Source organism: Nostoc sp. (assembly GCF_036917135.1).
Classification (GTDB): Bacteria; Cyanobacteriota; Cyanobacteriia; order Cyanobacteriales; family Nostocaceae; genus Nostoc.
In genome coordinates, this window is record NZ_JBALEA010000073.1 from 60,395 (window position 1) to 86,773 (window position 26,379).

Sequence of the window (26,379 nt, forward strand, 5' to 3'; positions counted from 1 at the left end):
AATTGAGCGCAAAGACTTGCTAGGATAGTTAATAGGTGAGGAAATGTTCAGAATGCCTACTGCTGCCCAGCTAGAGAGTCTATACCGCATCGCCTATCAACTGACTTATGTTATGCTTCAGCCGATACATCTTGTTTGTGTTGATAATCGCACTCGGAATCTGTATTTATTAGCTGGTTATAGCGAAGAACTGGAGTTTCAAATTCTACCCAACGGGGAGTTTGCTGATGAGCCGCGTTAACTATGATGCAATGTCTAATGCCGAGTTGAGAGAGTATTTTCTCAAACATCGTAAAGATGAAACAGCATTTCAGGCGTACTTAAACAGAATTAACCAACGTCCACTCAGAATTATTGCATCTCTCAACGACCCTGATTTTGATGAAAAGGTTCAGGTCGCTATTCGTCAAAAGTTAGAAGCCTCAATAAATGGTAGCAACCAGCCATCTAACACAGCATTGGAACCGAAAGATCAAGTTACTATACTGAACGTGATAACGATGAATGATAACGTGCAGAATGACATTCTCAATGAATATGATAACAGCCAGATAATACTCCATAAACTTGAAACAAAGGTAAAAGAACTTTTAAATGATCTTTTAGAACCAAATAAAGCAAATATTCATACTATAGTTTCAAGAATAAAATCAAAGGATAGCCTTAGCAAGAAAATAGAACGTAAAAACAAGTACTCTTATTTAAGAGATATAACTGATATTGTTGGTTTTCGAGTCATCACTCTTTATTCTGATACTGTTGATGAAGTTGCAAAAATTATTGAATCTGAATTTAAGATAGATGAGCAAAATTCTATTGATAAAAGAAAAGCTCTAGAACCCAATAGTTTTGGCTATCTTTCACTTCATTATGTAGCTTCTTTGTCTGATAATCGAGGTCAGTTAACTGAAAATACTTTAATTTCAGATTTTCGTTTTGAAATACAAATTCGTTCAAATCTTCAGCATATTTGGGCTGAGATAGAACATCAGCTTGGATACAAAAGCAAAAATTCACCTCCCCAACCAATTCAGCGAAGATTTTATCGTCTTGCGGGACTTCTCGAACTTGCTGATGAAGAATTTAAACATATTCGTAATGACATTGAGGAGTACAAAGGTCAGATAGAAGATAGTATAAATCAAAATAATTTGAATAATGTAAGAATTGATATAGAGTCAATTAAGGAGTTTATACAAAGAGAAGCTTTAGTTAAGCAAATAAGTAACACTATATCTACTAAAATAAATGTACCTCTCTACAATCAAGGTGTTGAATCGGATATAATCGAGCGCCTATTTTTTTCAGGTTTCTCTACTCTTGAGGAAATCAAAAGAGATTTAGAACAATATAGAGACCAAATTATAGAATTCGCTGTGTTATGGATTAGTGGAAGCAATAGAAATAACTTTGGCTTTATTACTTGTGAAGTAGCATTTATATATCTTTGTTATATCAAATTAGCTTTGATAGGGAATGCGCCTGATATAATAGAGCGTCTAAAGTTGTTTCCTCTTAATATAGGTACTGAAGAACAATTTAAACAACTTGCTGATCGTATCTTGAAAACATATAAAGAAATTAATGTGTCAAATTTATGATTTGAGGCAATAAGAGCGTACTAGACAATATAGACAATCTGGCGATCGCTTATTGTATATTGTAGTTTTCAGAGCAATGCCAAGATAGATAGAAAGTAGAGAGCGAAATAATGCTAAAAACATTCAGAGCTTGGTTGAAAGGAAGTCGTTTAGAGTGGATTGATGATATACCTACATTGGGAGAGCAACAAATCCCAGTTCAGGTTACATTGCTGGAAAATGAATCAGTCATAGATAAACAAGCACGGGGACGAAGAATGGCTGAAATATTAGAAAAACTTGCTGTGAATCAAGCTTTGACTGATGTTGATCCAGTTATTTGGCAGCAAAAAACCCGTCAAGGGTGTATGGACTAACTTTGATCACAAGAAATACAGATGATTTCCGTTGGATTACACAAATGAGATTGTGGAATCCGTTTGAGTCTGATAAACCCAGTTAAGAAAAAAGTGCGCGTAGCCCGTCGTAGACATCGCATCTGGTAATTTTAAGTGCGATCACTTAACTTACCACTTTGGTTCTTGGTGCAGGTGCGCCACGTAGCATTCCTTCTGTGCTTAGGTCTTCATCAATTTCTTCCCAATGAATACCGTAGCCACCCCCGCAGATTTCCCATTTTAATCGTTGTTCAAGAGTAGCATTGAGCAGCCTGGGATACCAAACTAATGGCACTGTGATTGTTCGTCCATCCATCAAGTCAACACTGATAGTCTCTTCAGTAAAACGTACATCTTTAACTCTCTCGTCCGCCCGAACTGCCAAAATACCCATCCCAAGCCTCCAAAAGTTTTGCTTGATTTTCTTGTACTAACCCTTCTAATTTTCGCAGTTCTTTGGGGCTAAAGCCAATGCTACTTGATAAACTGACCTGTTCAAGCCAAAACTTAGCTGTTGAGTCATCCCGATCAATATGAATGTGGGGTGGCTCATTAGGTTCATGGCTGTAAAAGTAGAACCGGTAGGCATAAATTCTTAAAATTGTTGGCATACTTCAAGACTACACCAAAGCTATTTATTGTTTTTTATTACACATATATTTGAAAGCGCGTAGTTTACTGCCATAGGCATCGCATTAAAAATTATTGACAAAATCCTGGTTAGTAATCACAATGTAATTACAAATTAGGAAACCTATTCTCATGGGAACAGCAATTAGAACCCGTATTGTTAAAATCGGGAACTCTCAAGGTATAGGACTCCTATTTGATTTTTGAACAACTAAGCTGCTTAGAAGCTTGAGATACAAAGCTTTCTCGCTCAGTATACTGAGCAAGATTCAAGTAGGATTCCTATATCCGCATTCCTAAACTTCTGCTGGAACAAAGTGGTATTGGTGAACCGTTCTAGATCAAATTCGTACAGTTGACAAAACTCGATTAGTCAAAAAGCTAGGTCAGATTGACTCTGATGAACCAAAAGCAGTTTTAGATACCTTGGCTGAAATGTTTGCTGAATAATATGCCTAATAATTCTATAAACCTGAGGTTATACCAATTCTTTATGGCTACGAGTTATATAACATCTCTGGTTATTTTCAACATCTGATTCCCACCAGGCTGGAGTTCGTATTCAACCTTTTCAATATCTATTTTATAACCTTTTGAAGTGTAATATTTAACTATTCCATCTAAATGTTGTGAATGTTTCCACATTAAAGTTATCAGGGGAAATATTCTAACTTCTTTAGAAATACGCAACATCTCACCTACTGAATTTAAGTGAAAACCGTAATCGAGATGGTCTGAATATAAAAATAATAAATGCGAACAAAGCGCTATATCAAACTCTTGATTTTCATAAGCTAATTTTGGTAATTCACCGACTGCGTATCTATTACTATTTTTGCCATTTTCATAATCAGACAGAAATTCTCGAATAACTTTGATTCGATTGTGTCGCAAATCATCTGGAGATTTATGATAGCTCCATACCCAGTCATTCGATGTAGCCTTGACTTGATTAATGATGTTATCTACTACTTGATTAAATCTTTGCAATATTTCATCACCAGAAAATTGGTATAGTGGATCAACAGAGACTAGACTTTTACCCAGACGTGTCAGTTCTGCATTAAAGCTTGCTGGCCCATCCCCAATCCCAACAATTCTTTTATTTAAATCTGCATTTGTTAAATTGAATATTTTTATATATTCATCCATTGACCTCCCAAAAGGAACTACTTTATCTAGAACCATTGCCATAGAATTTACCTCATCAATAGACTGATTAAACAGGATAATATAGGAATCATATTTGATTTCTGAAAAAATCTTAGTAGTCTTGTAGGGTGTGTTACGGCTGACCTAACGCACCATCCGAAGGTTTTGGTGCGTTAGCCTACGGCATAACACACCCTACGTATATTTCAAAAATCAAATACTAGTCCTATAGCATCAAAATATTTTATTCACTGCGAGACGGCAATCATTCAGAAGCACGTCAAGCTCTTTTGCAACTGTCAAGGGATTTCTACCTCTAAATACAGCAGCGATACCTTCGGTAAGCTTCTCTACGAGACGCTCCGCCAACGCTAACGCAGCTTCATAAGGATTTCTACCTGTTCTTTTGACAGCATTTATTGCAGCTTGATTTGATAATCCTCGGACGCTAACTAGCCATGCCGCTAAAATATGTCCAGTACGTCCAATTCCACCAGAACATTGTACAACAACTTTCTCATTTTGTTTATCAGCTTCTATTAAGAAAGGAAGTATTTTCTGTGTGAGGGTTTCTAAATCAGATAAATGGAAATCTGCAATTTGTGCCCAACAAACTACCTGATTCCCAAATTCCTGTTTGTATATGTTTAGAAGATTGGAGTAAGAAGCTAGCTGTTGTTCATCAAGAAGACAGCAAACACGCTTGATATTTTGGCGCTTCATGAATTCTATCCAATCCTGAACATTATTGTCAGTATATCCAGGTCGTGCAGCACCAAAGACGATTTGCTCCTTTTCCCAAGCTGGGGCAAATATGTACATATTTTTGTACATATTTAACTGTCTAGAGTCGAGGTTGATAAATCTCACCAACAGCGATCGCACTCAATGCAAGCTAAAGTTATTAATCAAAGACCTAATGCGAATGACACAAAGAAAAGCCCAAAGGCTTGTGTCGTCTTGTTAAGAGCCTCCAGGCTGGGAATGTATATAAAGTGGGCTTCTGCCTCTTGTCAAGCTATGGGAGGCTCCGCCTCCCATAATGGGTTCCCTGCATAGAGGCAGGGAACCAGTCAGAGCAAAGGCTGTATCTTTTCTTAGTGCCATTCGACCTAATGCGATGTCTACGTAAGTATACCTCGCTATCTTGCTGTAGGCTGACGCTGCACTGCATCAAACCTACCTGGAAAATCTTAAGATAATAAGCTAAATCGCACGGTAATAATAAAGTTTTTCAATAAATTTTATATTTTTGTGAATTGTCTTGCTGGCTATACTACCTCTAATGCTTATTTTTAGGACTTTTGCAGCTTACTTAGCTAGCTCCAGTAGTTACCTTGACTAATCAATGAGGTTAAGAGAAACTAACTAAATACTGATGCGTGTGCTTATAATATTGATAAGTTTTGTAAAGATTCTGAGATATATATGTTGAAACATGGAACATTAGTTAACAAATGGCAAGTTTGTATCTAAAAATGTTCCTAGGGCTATATTTGTAGCCTTCTGCTAAGGCAGTACAATTTAAGCGTACTTATCCTGGTTGGCCAAAAGAATGGAGACATTAGAGTTCATAATTTATCCAGACGGTCGGGTACAAGAGAAAGTCACTGGCATTGTTGGTAATTCTTGCGCTGAAGTTACAGCAGCTATAGAGGCACAGCTGGGGCAAGTACTTAATCATGAGCCAACCTCAGAATATTTCGCCGCCAAGGTGCAGCAATCTAATGTGGCGAATACACACAGCACTTACAGCGATTGGTAAGTTTTCACAGTAGTTTAGTGTTATTAATTCACAACCACCATGTCACACTTTAGCCAAATTAAGACTCAAATCCGTAACCTTGATTCTTTGAAAGATGCTTTGACTGAATTGGGCGTAGACTGGAAACCCGGTCCACGCGAAGTCCGTGGCTATCGCGGTCAAACCCATCCTGCGGAAGTTAGTATTGAGCAGGAAAATGGCTACGACATCGGCTTTAGATGGAATGGCAAGGAATATGAATTGGTAGCTGACTTGCAATATTGGCAACAAGACCTGTCTGTAGACGGATTTTTGCGCCAGGTAACACAGCGTTATGCTTATCAAACAGTTGTGAAAGAAACCGCTCGTGTTGGCTTTCAAGTTTCTGAACAACAAAAAAATGAAGATGGTTCAATTCGCTTAGTAGTACAGCGCTGGAGTGCGTAATGGCTGATTTTCTGCCGTTGCCCGAAGAACAAGAAGATAACCGTTCCGGTTTGGAACCAGAGTTAGGGGGTTTTTTACGGGATGCCCCAGAACGTTCTGGTTTAGAGCCGGAATTGGGTGGTGTGTTGCGCCAAAATGGTGTTTACGTTGACGAAATCACCTGTATCGGTTGCAAGCATTGCGCTCATGTTGCCCGTAACACCTTTTACATTGAACCAGATTATGGGCGATCGCGGGTGGTTCGGCAAGATGGGGACGGTGAGGAAATTATCCAAGAAGCAATTGACACTTGTCCAGTTGATTGCATTCATTGGGTTAATTACACTGAACTGAAAAATTTAGAAGAAGAGCGCAAATATCAGGTAATTCCTGTAGTGGGTTATCCGGTAGAACAGGCAGTTGCGGCTGGGGAACATCGGCGTAAAAAGCAAAAATTAAAGACTAAAAAATCCCGTTATTAAGATAAAAAAGTTAAATCAATATAATAAAGGACTGGTATATCCAGTCCTTTTGTTTTCGTCATTGTCTAGATCACATCAAGTTTTATATTGCTGAAACAGCTTTTTTCTAAAGCCTGTTCATCCAAAATTGGTATATGGCGGTTCCCACTCAGATGCGGTACAAAATTAGATCGCAAGGTGTAGGGGCAATTCATGAATTGCCCCTACGGGTGTACCTCACGTGAACGAGAACCGCTATAAGGGACTGACAAGAAATAAATTACCCAATCTTGTGGGGTGGGCGTCTCGCCCGCCCGTATACAAGGGCGGGCGAGACGCCCACCCCACAATAAGTAGTTGAGTATTTTTTTATTTGTCAGTCCCTAACTCCATTCATTTGAAATTTAGAGGATCGTGTTGTGAAAGCAATTTTTCTACTTTTGCCTCGTCTAACCTAGCGGTTAATCTCCTAGTTTCATGCAAGTCTCTAGTAGTTTTTGCCAAAGTAAAAGTTGAGCCAACAGAGAAAGCCATACCCATACCGATAAAGCCTTTTACCCAGCCATTTACAGGTAAGTTGACAATGCCAAAGGTGGTCATAGAAATAGAAATCACAAAAGCTGCCCAAGTTTGAATAACCCAAGCTGGACTGTCTTTTTGAGTACCAATTGTTTGCATATTTCCTACTTTTGATATGAGTTATTTATACCAAGTCGCATTGGTGTTAACAGTAATTGTATTGACTGGTATCTTTACTGGTATCAATAGTCAGACCACTTTGGTAACTGGACTGGGAAAGACAAGCTTAAGAGCAATTGGAGTAAGTAGAAACTGGCACAAGATTTGTACCAGTTTTACAAGTGGCATCAAACGAATTAATTGACTTATTAATCTGGAAAAGTCTGCACCTTGCCATCAGGACTGAGAACAGCTCGAATTCTGACATTTTGTCCACGTGTATTGGGGGAAACAAAAGGTTTACCAACTCTAGGCATCCCAGCGCTATCAATGAATTCTCTTGCTGCCTTATTGAGGGGAAAAATTCGTTCAACTGTGCCGTCAACACTGACCATCAAACTGTACTCTAATGTTTCTGCTAGTCCAGTGGGAGGTTGCCAATGTTTTTTTAGGTATTCTCTAGCTTCTGCTACTTGAGGTGTATCAAATAATGTGCCAGTAGCCACTTCTGTAGATGTGGGAGTTTTGCGTACATTCCCTAATTGATCGATAAAGGGATTATTATCCGCAGTTCTAGAGGAGGAAAGTTTTGAAGTCGGTTTCTCTCCAGCAGAAGATTGCTGTAAGGAATTGATTGTTTCGTCTAGCTGTTGTGAGTTTAATGGGGTGGGTTGATTAAGTCCACCACTATTATTGGGTATGGTGTCAAGAGAAGGTGGGGCTACTGGTGAGATATTAGTTGGTAAGCTGCCTGCGTTAGAAGATAGTCTGGGTGGCAAATTCCGCCGATGAGGGAGATCACCAACTTGGGGAGTTGACCCTGTAAGGTTCTGTTCTAGATTTGGTAATATGGCAATTTCCTTTCCGGGAATTTTGCTAGATGGTGCGTTAGAAAAGCTCGCCCTTGGCGGAGCGTCTTGTAGAGTTGGCATCGCACCATTCTTGGGAAAGGTTGAAGTCGTCCCCTGAGATATTGTCAGTCCCTTATTTAGATTTAAAGGTGGCGATGGAGAGAAACTAGAACTGGGGACTGTTAGAGGTGCTTGGGGCAAAGTGGATGTGGGAAGTGGAGGGGTAGAACCTAGCAAATTATCTGATGGCGTGGTGAGTCCAGCTTCAGGCGTGGGAAAGTTTAGTGGGGGTGAAGGTTCTAAAGCAATCTTTACTGCTGCTGGATCTGCTGTTTTGGCTGTGTGCTGTTGCTTTTCCCTAATGTTGTTAGCATATTGCAAAGTAACTGGTAAAAAACCTACACCTAATACTAATACTGCGGCAACAGGTGCCCAAGCAGGGAATCTCAGAGTGGAACTCGTGCTGTTGAGAGTTGGGAGTGCCATGACATCAGTCGAGTATTCATCTAAAGCACTTGCTAAATCAAATAGTTGTAGCAGGCTGAGTTTAATTACGGGGCCAGATGAGTGGTTGGCGAGAGAACCGAGAACTAAATTGTGATTTAAATAGCCACTGGGTTCTAAGCGGATACTTGCCCCTGGAATTTGGGTACTAAAGGAATTTAATGTTTTTGTTGAAGACTTTAATTCCGGTTCATCCAGTGTTGTGCTTGACTGATCTTGAGTGGAGAAACTGACCCGAAAGCTTTCTGGAGGCTGTTGGAGAAATTGCTGTACATAGTTGGTGACAGCATCATATAAAGCTTCGAGTTGGTCGCGATCGCCTCGAATTGGCACTCTGTTTTCTTCTGGTAGTCGGGGATCATCAAAACGTAGCTCAAAGCTTAGGTGTTTAAGGACAGTTTTCCCCATCCAACGGGACAGAGGTGAGCTTTGGGCGAATACTTCTAGCGTGCAAGTCGGGGGTGTGTAGCGACGAATGACAGAATTTGATAGAGGCATAGCAGGAACTGCGAGGAAGACTATTTGGGATTTTGCAAAAAGTTGAGCCAGTTGCTTGCAAAGAAAAGTTGAAACAGAACTTTGTCAGGTTCCTTCCCTTATCCAAACTGGTGTGCAAGGAGGAAGCAGTGCTGATAGTGCATCGCCCAAGGGCTAGCGAACATCAAAAGGGAATCCTTACCTAGCAAACAAATCACAAGCGAATTTTGGTTGAGGAATTTCAAATCTAAAATTTAAAATTTTGTCGAACGGTCTATAAGTGCTAGCCAGAGACGGCGATGCCCACCAGTAGCGCTGTAAAAAAGTAAATCTACAAGCAGTTTTAGTGCCAGGTTGGTTAGTAAATCCGTTGAGATTTGCTCGTCCTCTTCCATCCGCTCTTGGTAGGTGTTGCAAAAAGCATCAATATAGTCTCCAAGTAAAGCAGCCTGGTGAGGTTCCCGGTTATTTTCTGCCATTTGTTCCAACAGGCCAACAGCGCGGCGAATCAATTCCTGGTGCTGTTTGGCTAGGTAGCAGATGATCAGAACAAGCGATCGCGCTTCTTCGACATCTAGCTTTTTCCGCCCTCCTTGACCTTTACGTAGGGGATTTGATTGGCGCAATCGCCATAAAGCTACGCGGTCTGGCACTCTTGACTCTAAATTCAGATCAGTTGCCGCCGAAAGCATAGCCTCTGAACCAATGCCAGTTAAGGTTTCTAGCGCCAACAGCACCAAGTCTAATTGGGTTTTGATGTTATCCCATTGAACTGTGTTTGGGGCTGGAAGCTTGATTAAATCCTCCCACTGGGAATTTGGAGTGGCTGAGTTGGCGGCCGAGTGCATAACTTTTAGCATAGGTGATCAAGCTGATAGGGGATGTTGCTGTTACCCATTTTGAAACCAGACTCTCAAGCATCAAGCTTGGTTTCCTATTTTCTATGTGGTAAACAGCAGGTATCTTTGTCCTACTCTAGATGAAAATTTATTTTGGACAAAGTAGAAAATTATCAATTCTAGTTAAGGTTTACCCGACTTTCGCTGCTAGTTCCGTACAAGAGTATAAATAAACTATTGTTTTGAATGCTAAACGCTAATTATTTAGAATACCTCTTAATTTATTTGCGGCTTTAAATTTTGAAATTTCTTGATGTTTATTACTTGGTGTTCATGTATACATAATTACTATACAAATCTTTTGCCTGTTTGCTAAAGGCGCTTATTGCTGCTTTCCATCATCCCACCCCATTTTCGCTGATGTGCAGCCTATTATTTGAGGATAGGCTAGGCAACATCAGGACTATTGATGCTTCTATTCAACTGAGGACAAACTTAAAAGTTTGATAAAGTTAGCGTTTGAAGATGTTGACCTATTACTTTTTCCAACTTAGTTGGTAATATACGCCCTGTATATGTTGCCTTTTCTCCATAATCCATTCTGAATAAGCCTTTTGAGACTTAATATCAGGTTCGGTTAAATACAGAAGATTGCGAGTTGGTGGGGTACAAAAATACCCCACCCTAACCCTCCCCTTTCTAAGGCTACGGTGTACACACATCTCTATTCCAAAAAACGAACCACAGAGACGCGGAGAACACAGAGGGAGGAGAGATTAAGAGGATTTTTGCGTCGGTTTTGGAATATTTTTTTATTTGGAAGTCCCTAAAACTTTTACCAAGTCGCCAATAATAACTTTAGCTACTTCATGCTCTGGTAATGGAGCTATTATTTCCAGCACCCCTTGACTGTAACCTATCCTAGAACTGCGATTGTCTCCCAATTCTGCTAAAATGCGTTTGTATGCCGACCAGGAGACATCTTTAATCAACAACTGATGACCGGCTCTAACAATTAGTTGATTGAGTTCAAGTAACATCGCATTCCTGCTCTTTATTTGATGTGAGCAACGGTAACACCACTGCCCCCATCTGCTTGTTCTGCTGGTTCGTAGTTCTTAATTCTGGGATGCTGTTGCAAAAAGGCGTGGACACCTAACCGCAACTTACCAGTACCGTACCCGTGAATAATCCAGAGTTGGCTTGTAGCTTCGGAAATGGCTTTATCTAAAATGTATTCGGCATCAGCCACCCGTTTACCACGCAAATCGATGGTATTTTGGGAAGTCCGAATTTCTGGGACAGTTTGCGGTGGTGGGGTTACTGGTGGTGGGGCTGGTTTGGCTTTGACGATCGCTTCGGCTTTTTGACCATCTAGAGATTCTACGTCTTGTAATTTCACAGTCATTTTCATTAGCCCAAACCGAACGCTTAACTCTCCATCTTCATCGGGGGCGGTAATTACATCGGCAATCTGTCCAAGTTTGGGAATACGGACGCGATCGCCTACTTTGGGCATAAATCCAACTTTTGGTTTGGCTGGCGTTGCTGGCTGATATTGCTGGCCAATTTGATTCAAAGCAGTGGTAGCTTGTTGAGCTTCTTGGGCTGTGGGCGTACCTTTTTGCAAACGGCGGATTACTTGAGCAATTTCACCTTTGGCCTGGGCGATCGCTTGTTTCACTGCTACTTCTTGTGAAGCCCGCAAACTGCTTTCCCTTTCCTCCAAACTTGCGGCTTTTGCGGATACTTCTTTGTATAAACGTTCCGCTTGCTGCAACAAACTTTGGGCTTCGGCAGCTTTGGTTTCTTGGCGGCGGCGTTGGGCTTCTAAGCCAGCAATCACCTGATTAACTTCATCTGTGGCCTCTCCTACTTGGGTTTTTGCCTGTTCTACTACTTCTGGTTTTAATCCCAAGCGCAGGGCAATGGTTAAGGCGTTAGAACGTCCGGGGATGCCCCACAGCAGACGGTAAGTAGGCGAGAGAGTACTTTCATCAAATTCTACAGAGGCATTTTCAAAGCGATCGTCCTCGTATTTTAGGGCTTTGAGTTCGCCGAAGTGAGTGGTGGCGATGGTTAGCTGGGCATGGTTAGCGAGATATTGCAATAAGGCGATCGCTAAGGCGCTACCTTCTACTGGATCGGTACCTGCGCCAACTTCATCGAGTAAAACTAGGGATTGGGGATTAGGGATTAGGGATTGGGGATTAGGAATTTCCTTTTCCCCAGTCCCCAGTCCCAAGTCCCCAGCCCCCAGTCCCAAGTCCCCAGTCCCCAGTCCCAAGTCCCCAGTCCCCAGTCCCAAGTCCCCAGTCCCCAATGCTTCTAAAATCCGACTAATGCGGCGGATGTGTCCAGAGAATGTGGATAAACTTTGCTGTAAGGATTGTTCATCGCCAATGTCTGCCAACACTTGATCAAACCAAGGTATTTCTACTGGTTCGCGGGCGGGCACAAATAAACCCACTTTCGCCATCAATGCTGCTAATGCCAAAGTTTTTAAGGTTACAGTTTTACCGCCAGTATTTGGCCCAGTAATTGTCACTACCCGAATTTGCGGACTAATCAGCAAATCTACAGGAACTACTGGTTGTCCTTGTTCGTGCTGTTGCTGCCACACTAACAAAGGATGCCGTAAATTTCGTAAGGTAATGATTTCCCGATCTTCGCGCTGGATAAATCGTGGGGGGTTCGCTCCTAACCAATAACTATATCGTGATCTAGCGGTTGCCAAATCCAAAGTGGTAGCGATCGCTAACAACCTCTCTAAATCTGGTTTGACTGCGGCTACAAGTTCTGTCAAAACGCGGCGAATCGTTTCTTCTTCGGCTTGTTCTCTCCTGATGATCTGCCGTAGTTGGTTGCCCAAGGGCACTACTGAATTCGGTTCTACGTACAGCGTAGCACCACTGGTAGAGGTATCGTGGACAATGCCGGGGATGGCATCTTTTTGGGGTGCTTTTACGGGGATGACAAAGCGATCGCTCCGTTGGGTAATTAGCTGTTCCTGAACTGCGCCAGATTTTGCCTGTAAGATATTTTGCAGTTTTTGAGTAATTTGGCTGCGTAATCGCCGTAAATCTGTGCGAATTTCTCCCAATTTTTGACTAGCGCGATCAGTTACCTGGGCGCGTTCATCAATACAACGGTGGATTTCCTGTTCTAGTTCGGGATAAGTCCGCAAATCGGCAACCAAACCGGTCAATATCGGCAAATCTTCCTGGTTGTCAATGACACGGCGCAAATTTCTGGCACCAGCGAGGGTGGTGGCGATCGCTAACAGTTCATCCCCTGTCAAAACTCCACTGCGTTCTGCCCGTTCTAAGGAATCGCCAATATCTTGAATTCCCTCAAATGACAGTCCTGTGGTGAGGCGAGTTTCCAGTTGGTAGATTTCTTTGGTTTGCCCTAACAACTGTTCGCTTTGAGTCTGAGAATCGGGTATTTTCAGATGACGCGCAGCTGTCGCCCCCAGCTTTGTTGCCGCGAAGGTGGCAAGATGCTGGCAGAGGCGATGCCATTCTAATAGTTCTAAGGTTTCAGATTGGATCAAGGTTTCAACATCTAATCTGAAATTATCGTAACAATTATAGCTCCCCGATGGGTAAATATTAAAGGAGAAAATTTTGCTTTAGTCAATAGTCAATCCATTTGGGATTTTAGATTGACATTTTTGGATTGACCATTTCCTGCACCAAAACGTAAGGCTGGACGATGAGGGTATGAAATCGCTTACTGCGATCAACGTTCCATTCTCCCACCTGTACTGTCGTGGGTTTGGTAATTAATTGCTCATTAATCCATTGTTCTACTGATGGAATGTGATCGCTGGCGATCGCTACTCCAACATCCACCAAGTTTAACTCCGGTGCCACCAAAACTACTGCATCTCTTTGTACATGAGGAATTAGCCACTCCCACTCTGCCTCATCCAAAATTTCTGTTAGTTCCGCTCTCAAATCCGACATCATTCCCCAATTTGTCTTGGCTAACAAACTATTTTACATTAGACCTCTTGCAAAAGTCGAACACCCGCCCGAAAATTTATTTTCTGGCTAATAGCTCAATTAGCTTTAAACAGACTAATCACAGTAGTTTTAGTCTCTTTCAACGGACTTTTGCTATTAGCGAGGGAATCAAGTCCCTGGCGGTTAAAATATTTTCACAATAGTTTATTAATTACTATTCATTAACTCCTAACTCCTAACTCCTAACTCAACTTCTGATTTCACCGTCCCAAATCATGCATTTCGTTAATTACCCTGGCACACTTTTGTGTTAACGCCTCCAATTCCCCTTTATTAGTGGAACTGGGAGCATCAATCAAGTTACCAATTCTCACAGTGACGGGAACTGAGCGAGGTAGCGACGATCCTTTTTGTAAAATCTCCTCAGTACCCCAAACACTCACCGGTAATATTTGGGCTTTTGCTTTCGCCGCCAGCAGCAATGCGCCTCTTTTGGGGTCTGTAATTCGACCATCTGGGGTGCGAGTACCTGGTAAAAAAATACCGACAGCCCAACCGTTATTGAGATATTCTAGGGCAGAACGGATAGCACTGCGATCGGCATTTCCCCGACTTACCGGGTAAGCACCGTACAATCTAATTCCTTGCGCCAAAATGGGGATATTAAATAACTCTTCTTTAGCCATATACGCCACTGGACGACGTACACAGATGGAAACAATTGGCGGGTCAAAGTAACTGGCGTGATTACTCACTATCACCAATGACCTTGATTGGGGGACATTTTCTGCACCATAAATCTTACCCCGAAAGTAAGTGTGAAACATGGGGCTGATCACTGACCATTTTAAGGCGTGGTAAAGTCCCAGACTGATAAACGGTTCGCGCTTTTTATCCACAGAAGATAATTCAAATTAAACTGAATTTAGCTTAAATCTTGTACTGATTGGAGTATTTTACCATATCGAATGTAGCCTAAAGGCTACTGTTAGTTTTCAACCAAGGGACTGTTCGCGCTTGCGTCTCCCCTTGGGAAAAGTACGAATTACGGCACTATGTGTTTGCTTATCAAGGGTTTTCGGCATTTTTCTGATCAGCGATCGCCAGGCCGATTATAAATTGCTTTACCCGTCTGGGAATACTAAATCTAGAAACCTTTCAGATTTAGCAGTATGGTTAGCACTACAGTCAGCATTCCTGGATATAAAATTAGCGAACAACTCTACAACGGTTCTCGAACCTTGGTGTATCGCGGTTATCGAGATGCTGACTCATTACTTGTAGTGATTAAATTGCTGAAAAACCCTTATCCTACTTTCAGCGAACTCTTGTCGTTTCGCAATCAGTATACCATTGCCAAAAATCTCAATTCACCCTTAATCATTCAAACTTACAGCCTCCAAGCGTATCAAAATGGCTATGGGTTGGTGATGGAAGATTTTGGAGGGATTTCTCTTAAAGATTATTTTACCTCTGACCAGACGCAATATATCGCGTCTCTACAAGAGTTTTTAGAAATAGCGATCGCACTGTGCAATACCTTAGATGTATTGTATCGAGAGCGGATTATTCATAAAGATATTAAACCCGCCAATATTTTAATTAATCCCGAAACAAAACAAGTTAAATTAATTGACTTTAGTATTGCATCTTTACTACCACGAGAAACCCAAACACTAATTAATCCCAATGTGTTAGAAGGGACACTAGCTTATATTTCCCCAGAACAAACAGGCCGAATGAATCGGGGGATTGACTATCGGACTGATTTTTATTCATTAGGTGTGACTTTCTACGAATTACTAACAGGAGAGTTACCATTTCAGTCAAACGATCCAATGGAGTTGGTACATTGTCATATTGCCAAACTTCCACCACTTTTAGGGAATAGAGAAGAGATTCCCCAAGTAATTTGTGATATCGTCATGAAATTGATGGCAAAAAATGCCGAATCCAGATATCAAAGTGCATTGGGACTGAAATTTGATTTAGAAAACTGTTTGTCTCAACTACAACTTTCTGGTAAAATTGAGAGTTTTGAAATTGCGAGTAGGGATGTGTGCGATCGCTTCATCATCCCTGAAAAACTCTACGGACGAGAAACCGAGGTAGAAAATCTACTCCAAGCATTTGAGCGAGTCAGCCTTGGTGCAACGGAAATGATGCTAGTAGCAGGTTTTTCTGGCATTGGTAAAACAGCAGTTGTCAACGAAGTTCATAAACCGATTGTGCGGCAACGCGGTTATTTTATCAAAGGAAAATATGACCAATTTCAACGCAATATTCCCTTTTCTGGCTTTGTTCAAGCCTTCCGAGATTTGATGGGACAACTATTATCAGAATCAGACAGTCAAGTAAATCTTTGGAAAACCAAGATTCTCGAAGCTGTGGGTGATAATGGACAAGTTTTAATAGATGTAATCCCTGAACTAGAACAAATTATTGACCCCCAACCCCCAGCCACAGAACTATCGGGGAGTGCCGGACAAAATCGCTTCAATTTGTTGATGCAGAAATTTATCAAAGTTTTCACAAGCCTTGAACATCCCCTCGTGATATTTTTAGATGACTTACAATGGGCAGATTCCGCATCACTAAAATTGCTGCAATTATTGATAGAAGAAACTGGATATCTATTAATCTTGGGTGCATATCGGGATAATGAAGTTTCGCCGGTGCATCCATTTGTTTTGACAGTGGATGACATGATCAAAACTGGGGCAGTAGTTAATACTATTACATTGCGACCCTTGAGTGTAGGGGATATGAATCAGTTGGTGGCAGATACCCTCAATTGCAAATTATCTCTCGCCCAACCTTTGACAGAATTGGTACATCAAAAAACTAAGGGTAATCCCTTCTTTGGTACACAATTTCTCAAAGTTTTGCATGATGACCATCTAATTAGCTTTGCCTTCCCTCAGTCCTCTTCCGTGGGTGTACAAGGGGGGTGGCAGTGCGATCTTACTCAAGTGAAAGCCTTAGCCATCACTGATGATGTGGTGGAATTTATGGCTCTGCAATTGCAGAAATTGCCAGTGGAGACTCAGGATATTCTCAAACTAGCAGCTTGCATTGGGGCGCAGTTTGATTTACAGACTTTGGCGATTATTTCCAAAAAATCCCTGGAAGAGGCAGCAGCTGATTTATGGAAAGCATTACAAGAAGGTTTAATTATTCCGAATACAGAAGTCTATAAGTTCTTTAGTCAGTCTGACAGTGTTTCGGTTTCTGATCCGACAGCTAATCCGACCTATCACTTTTTACACGATCGCGCACAACAAGCCGCCTATTCCTTGATTTATGACGATCAAAGAAATAATCTGCATCTGGCAATTGGCAGATTGTTACTTTCCAACACCATGTTTGCTGACCGTGATGAAAATATTTTTGCGATCGCCAACCATTTTAATCAAGGAATCATGCTGATTATAGACCCCAGAGAAGGGGAAAAAATTGCCCATCTTAATCTCAAAGCCGGGAAAAAGGCGAATGCGGCAACCGCCTATAGTGACGCAGTTACTTATCTCAGGGCAGCGCAAAGACTGTTAGCTGATAATGCTTGGCAAAGTCAGTATCAATTAGCCCTAGAAATTGCTAACCAGTTAGCCTTAGCAACTTGCCTGAGCGGTGACTTCCAAAAAATGGAGGAGATTATCTCTTTAGTGATTGCCAATGCTCGCTCATTACACGATCAGGTGACGGTGTATGAAACTAGGCTACAAGCTTTAGTCATTCAAAATCATGCTTTAGAAGCCGTACAGACTTCCCTGATTTTCGTAGAAAAATTTGGGATAAAATTCCCTAAAAACCCACAAAATCCCCAAATTCTGTTGAGTTTATTCGAGACAAAATTAGTATTATTCGGCAAATCAATTCAGTCTTTAGAAAACTTACCAGCAATGCAGGATATTGATAAGATAGCCATCATAAAAATTTTATCCAAGATGCTATCTTCATGCTATATCGCCTCTCCAAATCTATTGCCGATTTTGGTATTCCGCATGGTAAAAATGTTTGCTCAACATGGTAATAGCAGCCTATCGGCATTTATCTATATTTGGTATGGACTAATTATGTGTGGAGTGGTGCAAGATATTGATACTGGATATGAGTTTGGTGCATTGGCTCTTAAAATCGTCGATAAATTTGATGCTAAGGAAGTTAGGGCAAAGGTACTTTTTGGAGTTTATAATTTTGTCTCTAATTGGAAAATACATATAAAAGATACTATTACGCCTCTACTGCAAAGCTATCAAATAGGACTGGAAACTGGTGATATTGAATATGGATCTTGGGCAGTTTTGACCCATTGTATGAATGCTTATTTTGTTGGTAATCAGCTTTCAGAAGTTGAGCAAAATTTCCAGATTTACAGTGAAGCGATCGCCAAGCTAAATCAAGATGCAGCGTTTTTATATATGCAAATTTTCCAGCAAACAGTACAGAACTTGCTAGGAGAATCGGCAAATGCTGCTCAACTGGCAGGGAAGCTATATTGTTTGGCAGAGATGGAGGAAAAGCAACAGGAAGATGCTAATAAGACAGGTTTATTATTTGCTTATACAAATCAAGGAATTCTTGACTATCTGTTTGATCAGATTCCCCAAGCTGCGATCGCTATTCAAAAAGGTCGAGAAGTGTGGGCAGCAGGTACGGCAATGTACATTCAGGGGCTTTTTTGTTTCTATGAGTCATTAATATACCTAGCTGCTATTTCTCAAGACAAACTATTGCCCTCTAAAAAGCGATGGCATCAAATCAAGAAAAACCAAAAGCAAATGCAGAAATGGGCAAGCCACGCACCAATGAATTTTCAACATAAATGGGATTTAGTGGTAGCGGAGCAGCAACGAGTCTTGGACAATAAATTACAAGCGATCACCTATTACGATCGAGCTATTTCTGGAGCTAAAGTCAATGGATATGTAAATGAAGAGGCACTAGCTAACGAACTGGCTGCCAAATTCTATCTGGAATGGGGCAAAGAAAAAATTGCTGCTGGATATATGCAGGAAGCTTACTATTGTTACGCTAATTGGGGAGCTAAAGCCAAAGTCGCCGACTTGGAACAACGCTATTCCCAACTGCTTGCTCCGATATTACAGCAAACCTGTTCTCCGTTCTGCACTTACGAAACTATCTCTGCCTTGGGAAATTTCACCTCCATCAGTTGCAGCAGTAGCAACATCTCTCTTGCTTTAGATTTAGCCGCCATTCTCAAAGCTTCTCAAACTCTTTCTGGAGAAATCGAACTCGAAAAACTGCTCTCAGTATTACTACATATCGTCATTGAAAATGCCGGAGCCGATAAGTGTGTGTTCATGCTTGCAGAGTCAGGTAATTTACTGATTAAGGCGTTAGCACAGCTTTCCCAAAACGGTGTACAGAAACAGGCTGCCAAAATCGATTTTTACCCAATGTTGCTCAACCCACAGTCTGTTGAAGACTCACCTGATGTCCCAGTTAGCTTAATTCATACTGTCAAACGCACCTTACAACCTGCCGTGATTGTTGATGCCACATTGCATCCACAATTAATCAATGACTCGTATATTCACCGACATCAGCCTAAAAGTATCTTGTGCAGCCCGATTTTGCATGCAAGTAAGTTGATTGCCGTATTGTACTTAGAAAACAATTTAGTTACGGGAGCTTTTACTAGCGATCGCGTCGAACTGCTAAACTTACTTTGCGCTCAAGCCGCAATTTCCCTAGAAAATGCCCAACTTTATGCCCAAGAACAAGAAAAATCCCAAGACTTAGAACAAGCGCTAACTGATTTGCAAAACGCCCAATTACAAATGGTGCAAAGTGAAAAAATGTCTGCCTTGGGTAATTTAGTTGCTGGTGTAGCTCACGAAATGAATAATCCCCTCGGTTTTATTTCTGCCAGTCTCGAACAAGCTAAACCTACCTTCGGTGATATTATCGAACACTTAAAATTATATCAAGAAAATTTCCCTAACAAGAGTGAGGAAATCAAAGGCCACGAGTCAAAAATAGACTTGGAATATAGTTTAGAAGACTTACCCAAGATGATTGATTCTATGTCTATGGCGTGCGATCGCCTGAAAAATATCAGCACCAGTCTCCGCACCTTCTCCCGTTCTGACAAAAACTACAAAGTACCATTTAACATCCACGAAGGTATCGACAGTACTATCCTAATTCTCAAACATCGTCTTAAGGCGAATGAACAACATCCTACCATTGAAGTTGTCACTAACTATGGTGATTTACCTCAAATTCAATGCTTCCCTGGTCAATTAAATCAGGTATTTATGAATCTTTTAGCAAATGCCATTGATGCATTAGAAGAATCTAATACCGAACGCAGCTTTGTAGAAATTAAAGCTAATCCTAACTGCATTACAATTACAACTTCAGTCGAAAATAATCTAGTTAAAATTACAATCGCTGATAATGGTAAGGGGATGAGTGAATCAGTAAAAGAAAAGATTTTTGACCACTTATTTACTACAAAAGCTGTGGGTAAAGGAACGGGATTAGGATTAGCGATCGCTCGGCAAATTGTTGAAGAAACCCACGGCGGAAAATTGATTTTTAACTCGATTCTAGGTGAGGGTACAGAATTTATCATTGAAATTTCGGTATGATTTTTGGCGATTTTGATTTGTTCTCCAGCGAGGGTTTCAGATCCCCGACTTCTTTAAGAAGTCGGGGATCTTTTTTGGGAATACTAAATCTGGAAGTTTCACAGATTTAGCTGTATGGTTAGCACCCTTGTCAATATTCCCGGATATCGCATCAGCGAAGAACTCTACAATGGTTCCAGAACTCTGGTTTATCGAGGGTATCGAGAAATCGACTCATTACCTGTAGTGATTAAACTGCTGAAAAATCCTTATCCCAATTTCAGCGAATTGTTACAGTTTCGCAATCAGTACACCATTGCCAAAAATCTCAACTCACCTCTGATTATCCAAACCTACAGCCTGGAACCCTACCAAAATGGCTATGCGTTGGTAATGGAAGACTTTAAGGGGATTTCTCTAAAGGAGTGGGGAGTGAGGGGAAAGGTAGAATCTTTGATGGAGTTTTTAGAAATAGCGATCGCATTGTGCAATACCTTAGATGTACTCTACCACGAGCGAATTATTCATAAAGATATTAAACCCGTTAATATTTTAATTAATCCTGAAACTAAACAAGTTAAATTAATTGACTTTAGTATTGCATCTTTACTACCACGAGAAACCCAAAATATCCAAAATGCCAATGCTCTAGAAGGCACACTTGCCTATCTTTCGCCAGAGCAAACTGGAAGGATGAATCGGGGAATTGATTACCGCAGTGACTTCTACTCATTAGGTGTCACCTTTTATGAATTACTCACGGGACAATTACCATTTATCTCCGATGATCCGATGGAATTGGTGCATTGCCACTTGGCAAAAGCTCCCATTGAAATCCATCAAATAAATCCTAATATTCCGTTAGTTCTATCTGAAATTATCAGTAAATTAATCGCTAAGAATGCCGAAGACCGCTATCAAAGTGCATTGGGAATCAAGCATGATCTAGAGATTTGTCTAAGTAAATTACAAGCCACTGGAAACATTGAATATTTTACATTAGGAGAGCGAGATATTAGCGATCGCTTTACCATCAGAGAAAAACTCTATGGTCGAGAAAAAGAAGTTACTCAACTATTAGCTGCTTTTGAACAAGTCAGCACAGGTAGTACAGAAATAATGCTAGTAGCAGGTTTTTCTGGTATTGGAAAAACTGCCATTGTGAATGAAGTTCATAAACCCATTGTGAGGCAACGTGGTTACTTTATCAAAGGCAAATATGACCAGTTTCAGCGCAACATCCCCTTTAGCGCCTTTGTTCAAGCCTTTCGAGACTTAATGGGACAATTCCTTTCAGAATCAGATGCACAACTACAAACCTGGAAAACCAAGATTCTCGAAGCTGTTGGCGACAATGGACAAGTCTTAATTGATGTCATTCCATTCCTAGAGCAGATTATCGGCAAACAGCCCCCAGCCACAGAACTATCGGGAACTGCTGCCCAAAATCGCTTCAATCTGCTAATGCAGAAATTTGTGCAAATTTTCACCAGCCGAGAACATCCCTTAGTGATGTTTTTAGATGATTTGCAATGGGCAGATTCTGCATCGCTGAAATTGCTGCAATTGTTGATGGATGGAACCAGATATTTATTAATCTTAGGTGCTTATCGGGATAATGAAATATCACCGACTCACCCATTCATCCTGACTGTAAATGAAATCGTCAAAGCTGGGGCAGTGGTTAATACCATTACACTGCAATCGTTAAGTTTAGTGGATCTGAATCAGTTGGTGGCAGATACGCTGAATTGCGAGTTATCCCTAGCTCAACCGTTGACGGAATTGGTGTTAAAAAAAACCAAAGGCAATCCTTTTTTTACCACCCAATTTCTGAAAGCATTGTACGAAGATGGACAGATTACTTTTGACTCCAAAAGGCGATATTGGCAGTGTGATATCGCTCAAGTCAGAGCCTTAGCACTCACTGATGATGTGGTGGAGTTTATGGCAATGCAATTGCAAAAGTTGCCGAACCAGACTCAGAATGTGTTGAAACTAGCGGCTTGTATTGGGGCACAATTTGATTTAAATACCCTGGCGATGGTTTCAGAACAATCATTAGAAGCAACGGCGGCTGATTTATGGAAAGCTTTGCAAGAAGGGCTGATTATTCCCAATACGGAAATTTATAAGTTCTTTATTCAGTCTGACACTCAATCGGTTTCTCATGCCGCAGCCAATCCGACTTATCGATTTTTACACGATCGCATCCAGCAAGCTGCCTATTCCCTAATTCCTGACGACCAAAAACAAATTACCCATCTAGAAATCGGTACACTACTAGTTCGCAACAGTAGCGAAACCCAGCGTCAGGAAAGAATTTTTGATATTGTCGGTCATTTCAACTTAGCCGCCGAGCTAATTATCGAACCTCAAGCCCAGTATGAATTTGCCACCCTCAACTTGCAGGCGGGTAAAGCTGCCAAAGCCTCTGCTGCCTTTGATGCTGCTTTCATCTTTGTTAGCAAGGGCATTGACCGACTGCCAGATACAAAATGGCAAGATAACTATCCCTTGACCTTGGCACTGTATGATTTAGGCGCTGGAGTCGCTTACATATCTAACCAATTTGAGCAGACAGATCGACTAATTGCCTTAATTCTGCAAAATGCTAGAAACTTACTCGATAAAGTTAGTGCCTATGAGACCAAAATATTGGCTGACATTGCTCAAAGCCAGATGCAAGATGCTATTTCTACTGCCCTAGATGTGCTACAGCAGTTGGGCATTCAGCTTCCTAAACAACCGACTAAAATCGATGTCTTGCTGGGATTAGCGAAAACTAAGCTGATCTTGGGTAATAAAAAAACAGCACAGTTGATCAACTTGCCCAAGATGAGCAATCCCAAGGCGCTGGCTGTGATGCGAATTTTATCGAGTACGGTGTCTGCAACTTATGTCTGCGCTCCCCAGTTGATGCCGCTATTTGTCTTTGAGCGGATTAATTTATCGGTTTGCTACGGGAATACAGCCCTCTCAGCTGTTGCCTACGCTTGGTATGGAATGATTCTTTGCGGTGTGCTAATTGATATTGAAGGGGGTTATGAGTTTGGACAATTGGCTTTGCAAGTGTTAGAGCGTTTTCACGCCACTGATTCCCAGGCACAAACCCTCTTCACGAACTCTACCTTTATCAGCCATTGGCGCGAACCTGTAAAAGACACCATTCCATCGCTGTTAGAGGCTCACCAAACAGGGCTAGAAACGGGAGATGTCGAGTATGCAACTTGGTCGGCGGTGATCTATTCTTACAGCCACTATTGGACAGGAAAATACTTAAGCGACACCGAACAAATAATCCGATCGCTGATGGCGGCCATCGCCCCGTTGAATCAGAAAAATGGCTCAATCTACCTGCAAATCCATCATCAAGCTACCTTAAATCTTTTAGGTCAGACTCACAATCCCAGCATCTTGTCGGGGGAAAGTTATCAGGTTGCCGAGGCAATTCCGATGCAACAAGCTATCAAAGATAACTCCGGGTTGTTCTTCAGCTATGTTCATCAACAATACTTGCATTACTTGTTTGAGGAGTATGCTGAAGCCGTTGAAAAAGCAAAGGTAGCAAAACTTTACTATGATAGCTGTGTATCAACATTGTCCACAGTCGTACATTACCTTTACGACTCCCTGGCACGGTTGGCTGTTTATCCAAATGTCTCATCTTCAGAACGTCAGCAACTCCTCAAGCACGTCAAAGGGAATCAGAAAAAACTGAAGAAATGGGCATTTCACGCTCCAAGTAATCACGAACATAAGTTTCTACTAGTAGAAGCAGAACAATTTCGGATACTGAAGAAATATCCAGAGGCGATCGCTCTCTACGATCGCGCCATCGCCCTGGCCAAAGAAAATCAATATCTCAACGAAGAAGCTTTAGCCAACGAACTCGCCGCCAAATTCTATCTCTATTGGGGCAAAGAAAAAATCGCTCAAGTCTACATGACTGAAGCTTATTATTGTTACACCCGTTGGGGAGCAAAAGCGAAAGCGGTTGATTTAGAAACCCGCTATCCCCAACTCCTCGTCACAATTTGGCAAAAACAGCAACCATCTTTCACATCTACAGAAACGATGATTCCGATCTCCTCTAACACCCTCCAAAATTTCACCATTAGTAATAATAGCCTCTCAGAAGCCCTCGATCTGGCAACTATTCTCAAAGCTTCTCAATCGCTCTCCAGTGAAATTGAGTTGGAGAAATTACTCTCTACCCTACTTCAGGTGATACTCGAAAGTGCCGGTGCTGATAAATGTGCTTTGCTGATGCCAAAAAGCGATGTCTACGACGGGCTACGCTGGGTAATTGAGGCACTTTCCCAACTCGAACAGCCTGCTGTTGTCTTGCGATCGCTAGCTTTTGATGATGGTCAAACAGTACCTGTCACCCTGATCAATCGGGTCAAAAATACTCTCACCTTGGCTGTGATTGAGAATGCAGTCATCGATTCAACCCTAGGGGCTGATCCTTATATGCTGCACCATTCACCCAAGAGTATTCTCTGTGCGCCAATTCTCAACCAAGGCAAATTGATTGGCATTTTATACCTAGAAAATAGCCTGACAGTAGGAGCGTTCACCCGCGATCGCCTGGAAATTTTGCATCTATTAATGTCCCAAGTAGCAATCTCCTTAGAGAATGCTTGTTTGTATATGGAACTAGAAAACAGGGTTAGCGATCGCACCCAAGCATTAAACCAAAAAAATGACCAACTGCAAACGACTTTAAAAGAATTACATCGCACCCAGACACAGATGGTGCAAAGTGAAAAAATGTCGGCTTTGGGACAACTAGTAGCAGGAATTGCTCACGAAATTAACAACCCGATTAGTTTTATTTATGGGAACATAAATTACGTTGGACAACACATACAAGACTTATTGTGCTTATTAAATACCTATCAATCTCACTATCCTCATCCACCAGAATCTCTGCAAACAGAACTAGAAACTGTAGATTTTAACTTCTTAAAAGAGGATTTAGATAACATCCTGAAATCGATGAAAGTAGGTTCGGAACGGATTCGACAAATTATTCTATTGTTACGTAACTTTTCGCGCTTGGATGAATCAGAATACAAGGCTGTGAATCTCCATGAAGGCATTGATAACACCTTAATGATTTTGCAACATCGACTCAATGCCCATGCAGAACGTCCGGCGATTGAAATCGTCAAGCAATATGGCGATCTGCCGTTGGTAGAATGCTACGCCAGAGAAATGAACCAGGTGTTTATGAATCTGATTCTGAATGCGATCGATGCTTTAGAAGATGCAGTACTTAATAAAAAAACAACTGAGAATCCGATAATTCGCATTGTCACCGAACCCACAGATCACAACACGGTAATAGTTCGCTTTGTTGATAACGGTTCGGGAATGACACCACAGGTGCAGCAGAAAATCTTTGACCCATTTTTTACTACTAAGCCGATAGGAAGTGGTACAGGCTTAGGGCTATCTATTAGCTATGAGATTGTCGTAGATAAACACAAAGGTCAGTTAACCTGTGATAGCATCCCAAATAAAGGAACTGAATTGATTATTGAGATTCCAATCTGACCAGATGTTTGAAGGCATCGATAGGGAATTGGTAAAACAGCAGTTGTCAACGAAGTTCATAAACATTTATTTACTACGAAAGCTGTTGGTAAAGGCACAGGTTTAGGATCTGACTTTTCACGTTATGTGGAAAAGTTAACGATTGACCTAACCCCCAACTCGTCCCGGGAAGGAGGAAAATTCAAAGTCTCTCCCTCTTAGGCTACGGTGTACACACAAGTCTTATAACCTAGCCCCACAACCTTTTGATCCCCCCTTAAAAAAGGGGGGGAAGGAATCAAAGTCCCCCTTTTTAAGGGGGATTTAGGGGGATCAAGATATGTGCAACTTCACATTAAATTGGTATCAGGAGTTAGAATCAATAATTGGGGTATTTAAAGCCGTTTATTGATCCACCAGCCGCACCTTTACAGCAGATTTCAGGTAAATGAAGTACATATATAAAACCCAAAATCTTGTAGAGACGTAGCACTGCTACGTCTCTACGTGTATTCTATTAGAGTG

General features: G+C 41.3%; 20 protein-coding genes. 9 read left to right on the plus strand and 11 right to left on the minus strand.

Going from position 1 to position 26,379, the window contains the following annotated elements; all coding sequences use genetic code 11:
* Window positions 1-52: 52 nt before the first annotated feature.
* The 3 genes from V7K50_RS22720 (at window position 53) to V7K50_RS22730 (ending at window position 1,957) form a co-directional block, all read left to right on the plus strand.
* Window positions 53-241 (plus strand): DUF6888 family protein, encoded by a 189-nt coding sequence (locus V7K50_RS22720; RefSeq protein ID WP_334776064.1) that lies wholly within the window; start codon window positions 53-55, stop codon window positions 239-241.
* On the plus strand, window positions 228-1,601 hold the full coding sequence (locus V7K50_RS22725; protein WP_334963955.1) for a GTP pyrophosphokinase: 1,374 nt from the start codon (window positions 228-230) through the stop codon (window positions 1,599-1,601). Before V7K50_RS22720 ends, V7K50_RS22725 begins: the two co-directional genes overlap by 14 nt.
* A 110-nt stretch (window positions 1,602-1,711) precedes the next feature.
* Window positions 1,712-1,957 (plus strand): hypothetical protein, encoded by a 246-nt coding sequence (locus tag V7K50_RS22730; RefSeq protein ID WP_334963956.1) that lies wholly within the window; start codon window positions 1,712-1,714, stop codon window positions 1,955-1,957.
* 145 nt (window positions 1,958-2,102) lie between these two features.
* On the opposite strand, the gene V7K50_RS22735 is transcribed toward V7K50_RS22730, so the two are convergent.
* Window positions 2,103-2,372 carry a DUF2442 domain-containing protein gene (locus tag V7K50_RS22735; protein ID WP_334963958.1) on the minus strand — a complete coding sequence of 90 codons (270 nt, stop codon included), beginning with the start codon at window positions 2,370-2,372 and terminating at the stop codon, window positions 2,103-2,105.
* Window positions 2,335-2,589 (minus strand): DUF4160 domain-containing protein, encoded by a 255-nt coding sequence (locus V7K50_RS22740; RefSeq protein WP_334963960.1) that lies wholly within the window; start codon window positions 2,587-2,589, stop codon window positions 2,335-2,337. Before V7K50_RS22740 ends, V7K50_RS22735 begins: the two co-directional genes overlap by 38 nt.
* A gap of 364 nt (window positions 2,590-2,953) precedes the next feature.
* Between V7K50_RS22740 and V7K50_RS22745 the strand changes: the two genes are divergently transcribed.
* Window positions 2,954-3,058 carry a hypothetical protein gene (locus tag V7K50_RS22745; RefSeq protein WP_334964035.1) on the plus strand — a complete coding sequence of 35 codons (105 nt, stop codon included), beginning with the start codon at window positions 2,954-2,956 and terminating at the stop codon, window positions 3,056-3,058.
* A gap of 54 nt (window positions 3,059-3,112) precedes the next feature.
* On the opposite strand, the gene V7K50_RS22750 is transcribed toward V7K50_RS22745, so the two are convergent.
* Window positions 3,113-3,802, minus strand: coding sequence for an SAM-dependent methyltransferase (locus V7K50_RS22750; protein ID WP_334963962.1), 690 nt, complete (start codon window positions 3,800-3,802; stop codon window positions 3,113-3,115).
* A gap of 192 nt (window positions 3,803-3,994) precedes the next feature.
* Entirely contained in the window at window positions 3,995-4,582 is a 588-nt protein-coding gene (locus V7K50_RS22755) for a protein-tyrosine phosphatase family protein (RefSeq protein WP_334963964.1), read from the minus strand.
* A 733-nt stretch (window positions 4,583-5,315) separates the two neighbouring features.
* Between V7K50_RS22755 and V7K50_RS22760 the strand changes: the two genes are divergently transcribed.
* From V7K50_RS22760 to V7K50_RS22770, 3 genes are read left to right on the plus strand one after another with little or no spacing between them, the layout of a single operon-like run.
* A complete protein-coding gene (locus V7K50_RS22760) occupies window positions 5,316-5,525 on the plus strand; it encodes a DUF2997 domain-containing protein (protein ID WP_334963966.1) in 210 nt (69 codons plus the stop codon).
* 39 nt (window positions 5,526-5,564) lie between these two features.
* Window positions 5,565-5,951 carry a DUF1257 domain-containing protein gene (locus V7K50_RS22765; protein WP_012406942.1) on the plus strand — a complete coding sequence of 129 codons (387 nt, stop codon included), beginning with the start codon at window positions 5,565-5,567 and terminating at the stop codon, window positions 5,949-5,951.
* Window positions 5,951-6,412: a ferredoxin gene (locus V7K50_RS22770; protein ID WP_334963968.1), complete on the plus strand. Its 462-nt coding sequence runs from the start codon at window positions 5,951-5,953 to the stop codon at window positions 6,410-6,412. The genes V7K50_RS22765 and V7K50_RS22770 overlap by 1 nt, the downstream gene beginning before the upstream one ends.
* A 372-nt stretch (window positions 6,413-6,784) precedes the next feature.
* Here the strand turns inward: V7K50_RS22770 and V7K50_RS22775 are convergent, their stop codons facing one another.
* The 7 genes from V7K50_RS22775 to V7K50_RS22805 form a co-directional block, all read right to left on the minus strand.
* A complete protein-coding gene (locus V7K50_RS22775) occupies window positions 6,785-7,069 on the minus strand; it encodes a YiaA/YiaB family inner membrane protein (RefSeq protein WP_334963970.1) in 285 nt (94 codons plus the stop codon).
* 209 nt (window positions 7,070-7,278) lie between these two features.
* Window positions 7,279-8,922 (minus strand): DUF4335 domain-containing protein, encoded by a 1,644-nt coding sequence (locus V7K50_RS22780; RefSeq protein ID WP_334963972.1) that lies wholly within the window; start codon window positions 8,920-8,922, stop codon window positions 7,279-7,281.
* 233 nt (window positions 8,923-9,155) lie between these two features.
* Window positions 9,156-9,761, minus strand: coding sequence for a DUF3038 domain-containing protein (locus V7K50_RS22785; RefSeq protein WP_334800976.1), 606 nt, complete (start codon window positions 9,759-9,761; stop codon window positions 9,156-9,158).
* 791 nt (window positions 9,762-10,552) lie between these two features.
* Complete coding sequence (locus V7K50_RS22790) at window positions 10,553-10,780, minus strand: hypothetical protein (protein ID WP_334963974.1); 228 nt, start codon at window positions 10,778-10,780, stop codon at window positions 10,553-10,555.
* Window positions 10,781-10,794: 14 nt separating this feature from the next.
* Window positions 10,795-13,296, minus strand: coding sequence for an endonuclease MutS2 (locus V7K50_RS22795; protein ID WP_334963976.1), 2,502 nt, complete (start codon window positions 13,294-13,296; stop codon window positions 10,795-10,797).
* Between the two features lie 106 nt (window positions 13,297-13,402).
* Window positions 13,403-13,711, minus strand: coding sequence for a DUF2288 domain-containing protein (locus tag V7K50_RS22800; RefSeq protein ID WP_334964037.1), 309 nt, complete (start codon window positions 13,709-13,711; stop codon window positions 13,403-13,405).
* Between the two features lie 260 nt (window positions 13,712-13,971).
* Window positions 13,972-14,610 (minus strand): lysophospholipid acyltransferase family protein, encoded by a 639-nt coding sequence (locus V7K50_RS22805; RefSeq protein WP_334963978.1) that lies wholly within the window; start codon window positions 14,608-14,610, stop codon window positions 13,972-13,974.
* 273 nt (window positions 14,611-14,883) lie between these two features.
* Here V7K50_RS22805 and V7K50_RS22810 point away from each other — a divergent pair, with 273 nt between their 5' ends.
* Both V7K50_RS22810 and V7K50_RS22815 read left to right on the plus strand, forming a co-directional pair.
* A complete protein-coding gene (locus V7K50_RS22810; RefSeq protein WP_334963980.1) occupies window positions 14,884-20,331 on the plus strand; it encodes a trifunctional serine/threonine-protein kinase/ATP-binding protein/sensor histidine kinase in 5,448 nt (1,815 codons plus the stop codon).
* A gap of 114 nt (window positions 20,332-20,445) precedes the next feature.
* Complete coding sequence (locus V7K50_RS22815; RefSeq protein WP_334963982.1) at window positions 20,446-25,875, plus strand: trifunctional serine/threonine-protein kinase/ATP-binding protein/sensor histidine kinase; 5,430 nt, start codon at window positions 20,446-20,448, stop codon at window positions 25,873-25,875.
* Window positions 25,876-26,379: the final 504 nt, after the last annotated feature.

Bases quoted from the DNA above. Each gene is read 5' to 3' on its own strand.
- V7K50_RS22720 (WP_334776064.1), top strand. From the start codon at position 53: ATGCCTACTGCTGCCCAGCTAGAGAGTCTATACCGCATCGCCTATCAA.
- V7K50_RS22725 (WP_334963955.1), top strand. From the start codon at position 228: ATGAGCCGCGTTAACTATGATGCAATGTCTAATGCCGAGTTGAGAGAG.
- V7K50_RS22730 (WP_334963956.1), top strand. From the start codon at position 1,712: ATGCTAAAAACATTCAGAGCTTGGTTGAAAGGAAGTCGTTTAGAGTGG.
- V7K50_RS22735 (WP_334963958.1), bottom strand. From the start codon at position 2,372: ATGGGTATTTTGGCAGTTCGGGCGGACGAGAGAGTTAAAGATGTACGT.
- V7K50_RS22740 (WP_334963960.1), bottom strand. From the start codon at position 2,589: ATGCCAACAATTTTAAGAATTTATGCCTACCGGTTCTACTTTTACAGC.
- V7K50_RS22750 (WP_334963962.1), bottom strand. From the start codon at position 3,802: ATGGCAATGGTTCTAGATAAAGTAGTTCCTTTTGGGAGGTCAATGGAT.
- V7K50_RS22755 (WP_334963964.1), bottom strand. From the start codon at position 4,582: ATGTACATATTTGCCCCAGCTTGGGAAAAGGAGCAAATCGTCTTTGGT.
- V7K50_RS22760 (WP_334963966.1), top strand. From the start codon at position 5,316: ATGGAGACATTAGAGTTCATAATTTATCCAGACGGTCGGGTACAAGAG.
- V7K50_RS22765 (WP_012406942.1), top strand. From the start codon at position 5,565: ATGTCACACTTTAGCCAAATTAAGACTCAAATCCGTAACCTTGATTCT.
- V7K50_RS22770 (WP_334963968.1), top strand. From the start codon at position 5,951: ATGGCTGATTTTCTGCCGTTGCCCGAAGAACAAGAAGATAACCGTTCC.
- V7K50_RS22775 (WP_334963970.1), bottom strand. From the start codon at position 7,069: ATGCAAACAATTGGTACTCAAAAAGACAGTCCAGCTTGGGTTATTCAA.
- V7K50_RS22780 (WP_334963972.1), bottom strand. From the start codon at position 8,922: ATGCCTCTATCAAATTCTGTCATTCGTCGCTACACACCCCCGACTTGC.
- V7K50_RS22785 (WP_334800976.1), bottom strand. From the start codon at position 9,761: ATGCTAAAAGTTATGCACTCGGCCGCCAACTCAGCCACTCCAAATTCC.
- V7K50_RS22790 (WP_334963974.1), bottom strand. From the start codon at position 10,780: ATGTTACTTGAACTCAATCAACTAATTGTTAGAGCCGGTCATCAGTTG.
- V7K50_RS22800 (WP_334964037.1), bottom strand. From the start codon at position 13,711: ATGTCGGATTTGAGAGCGGAACTAACAGAAATTTTGGATGAGGCAGAG.
- V7K50_RS22810 (WP_334963980.1), top strand. From the start codon at position 14,884: ATGGTTAGCACTACAGTCAGCATTCCTGGATATAAAATTAGCGAACAA.
- V7K50_RS22815 (WP_334963982.1), top strand. From the start codon at position 20,446: ATGGTTAGCACCCTTGTCAATATTCCCGGATATCGCATCAGCGAAGAA.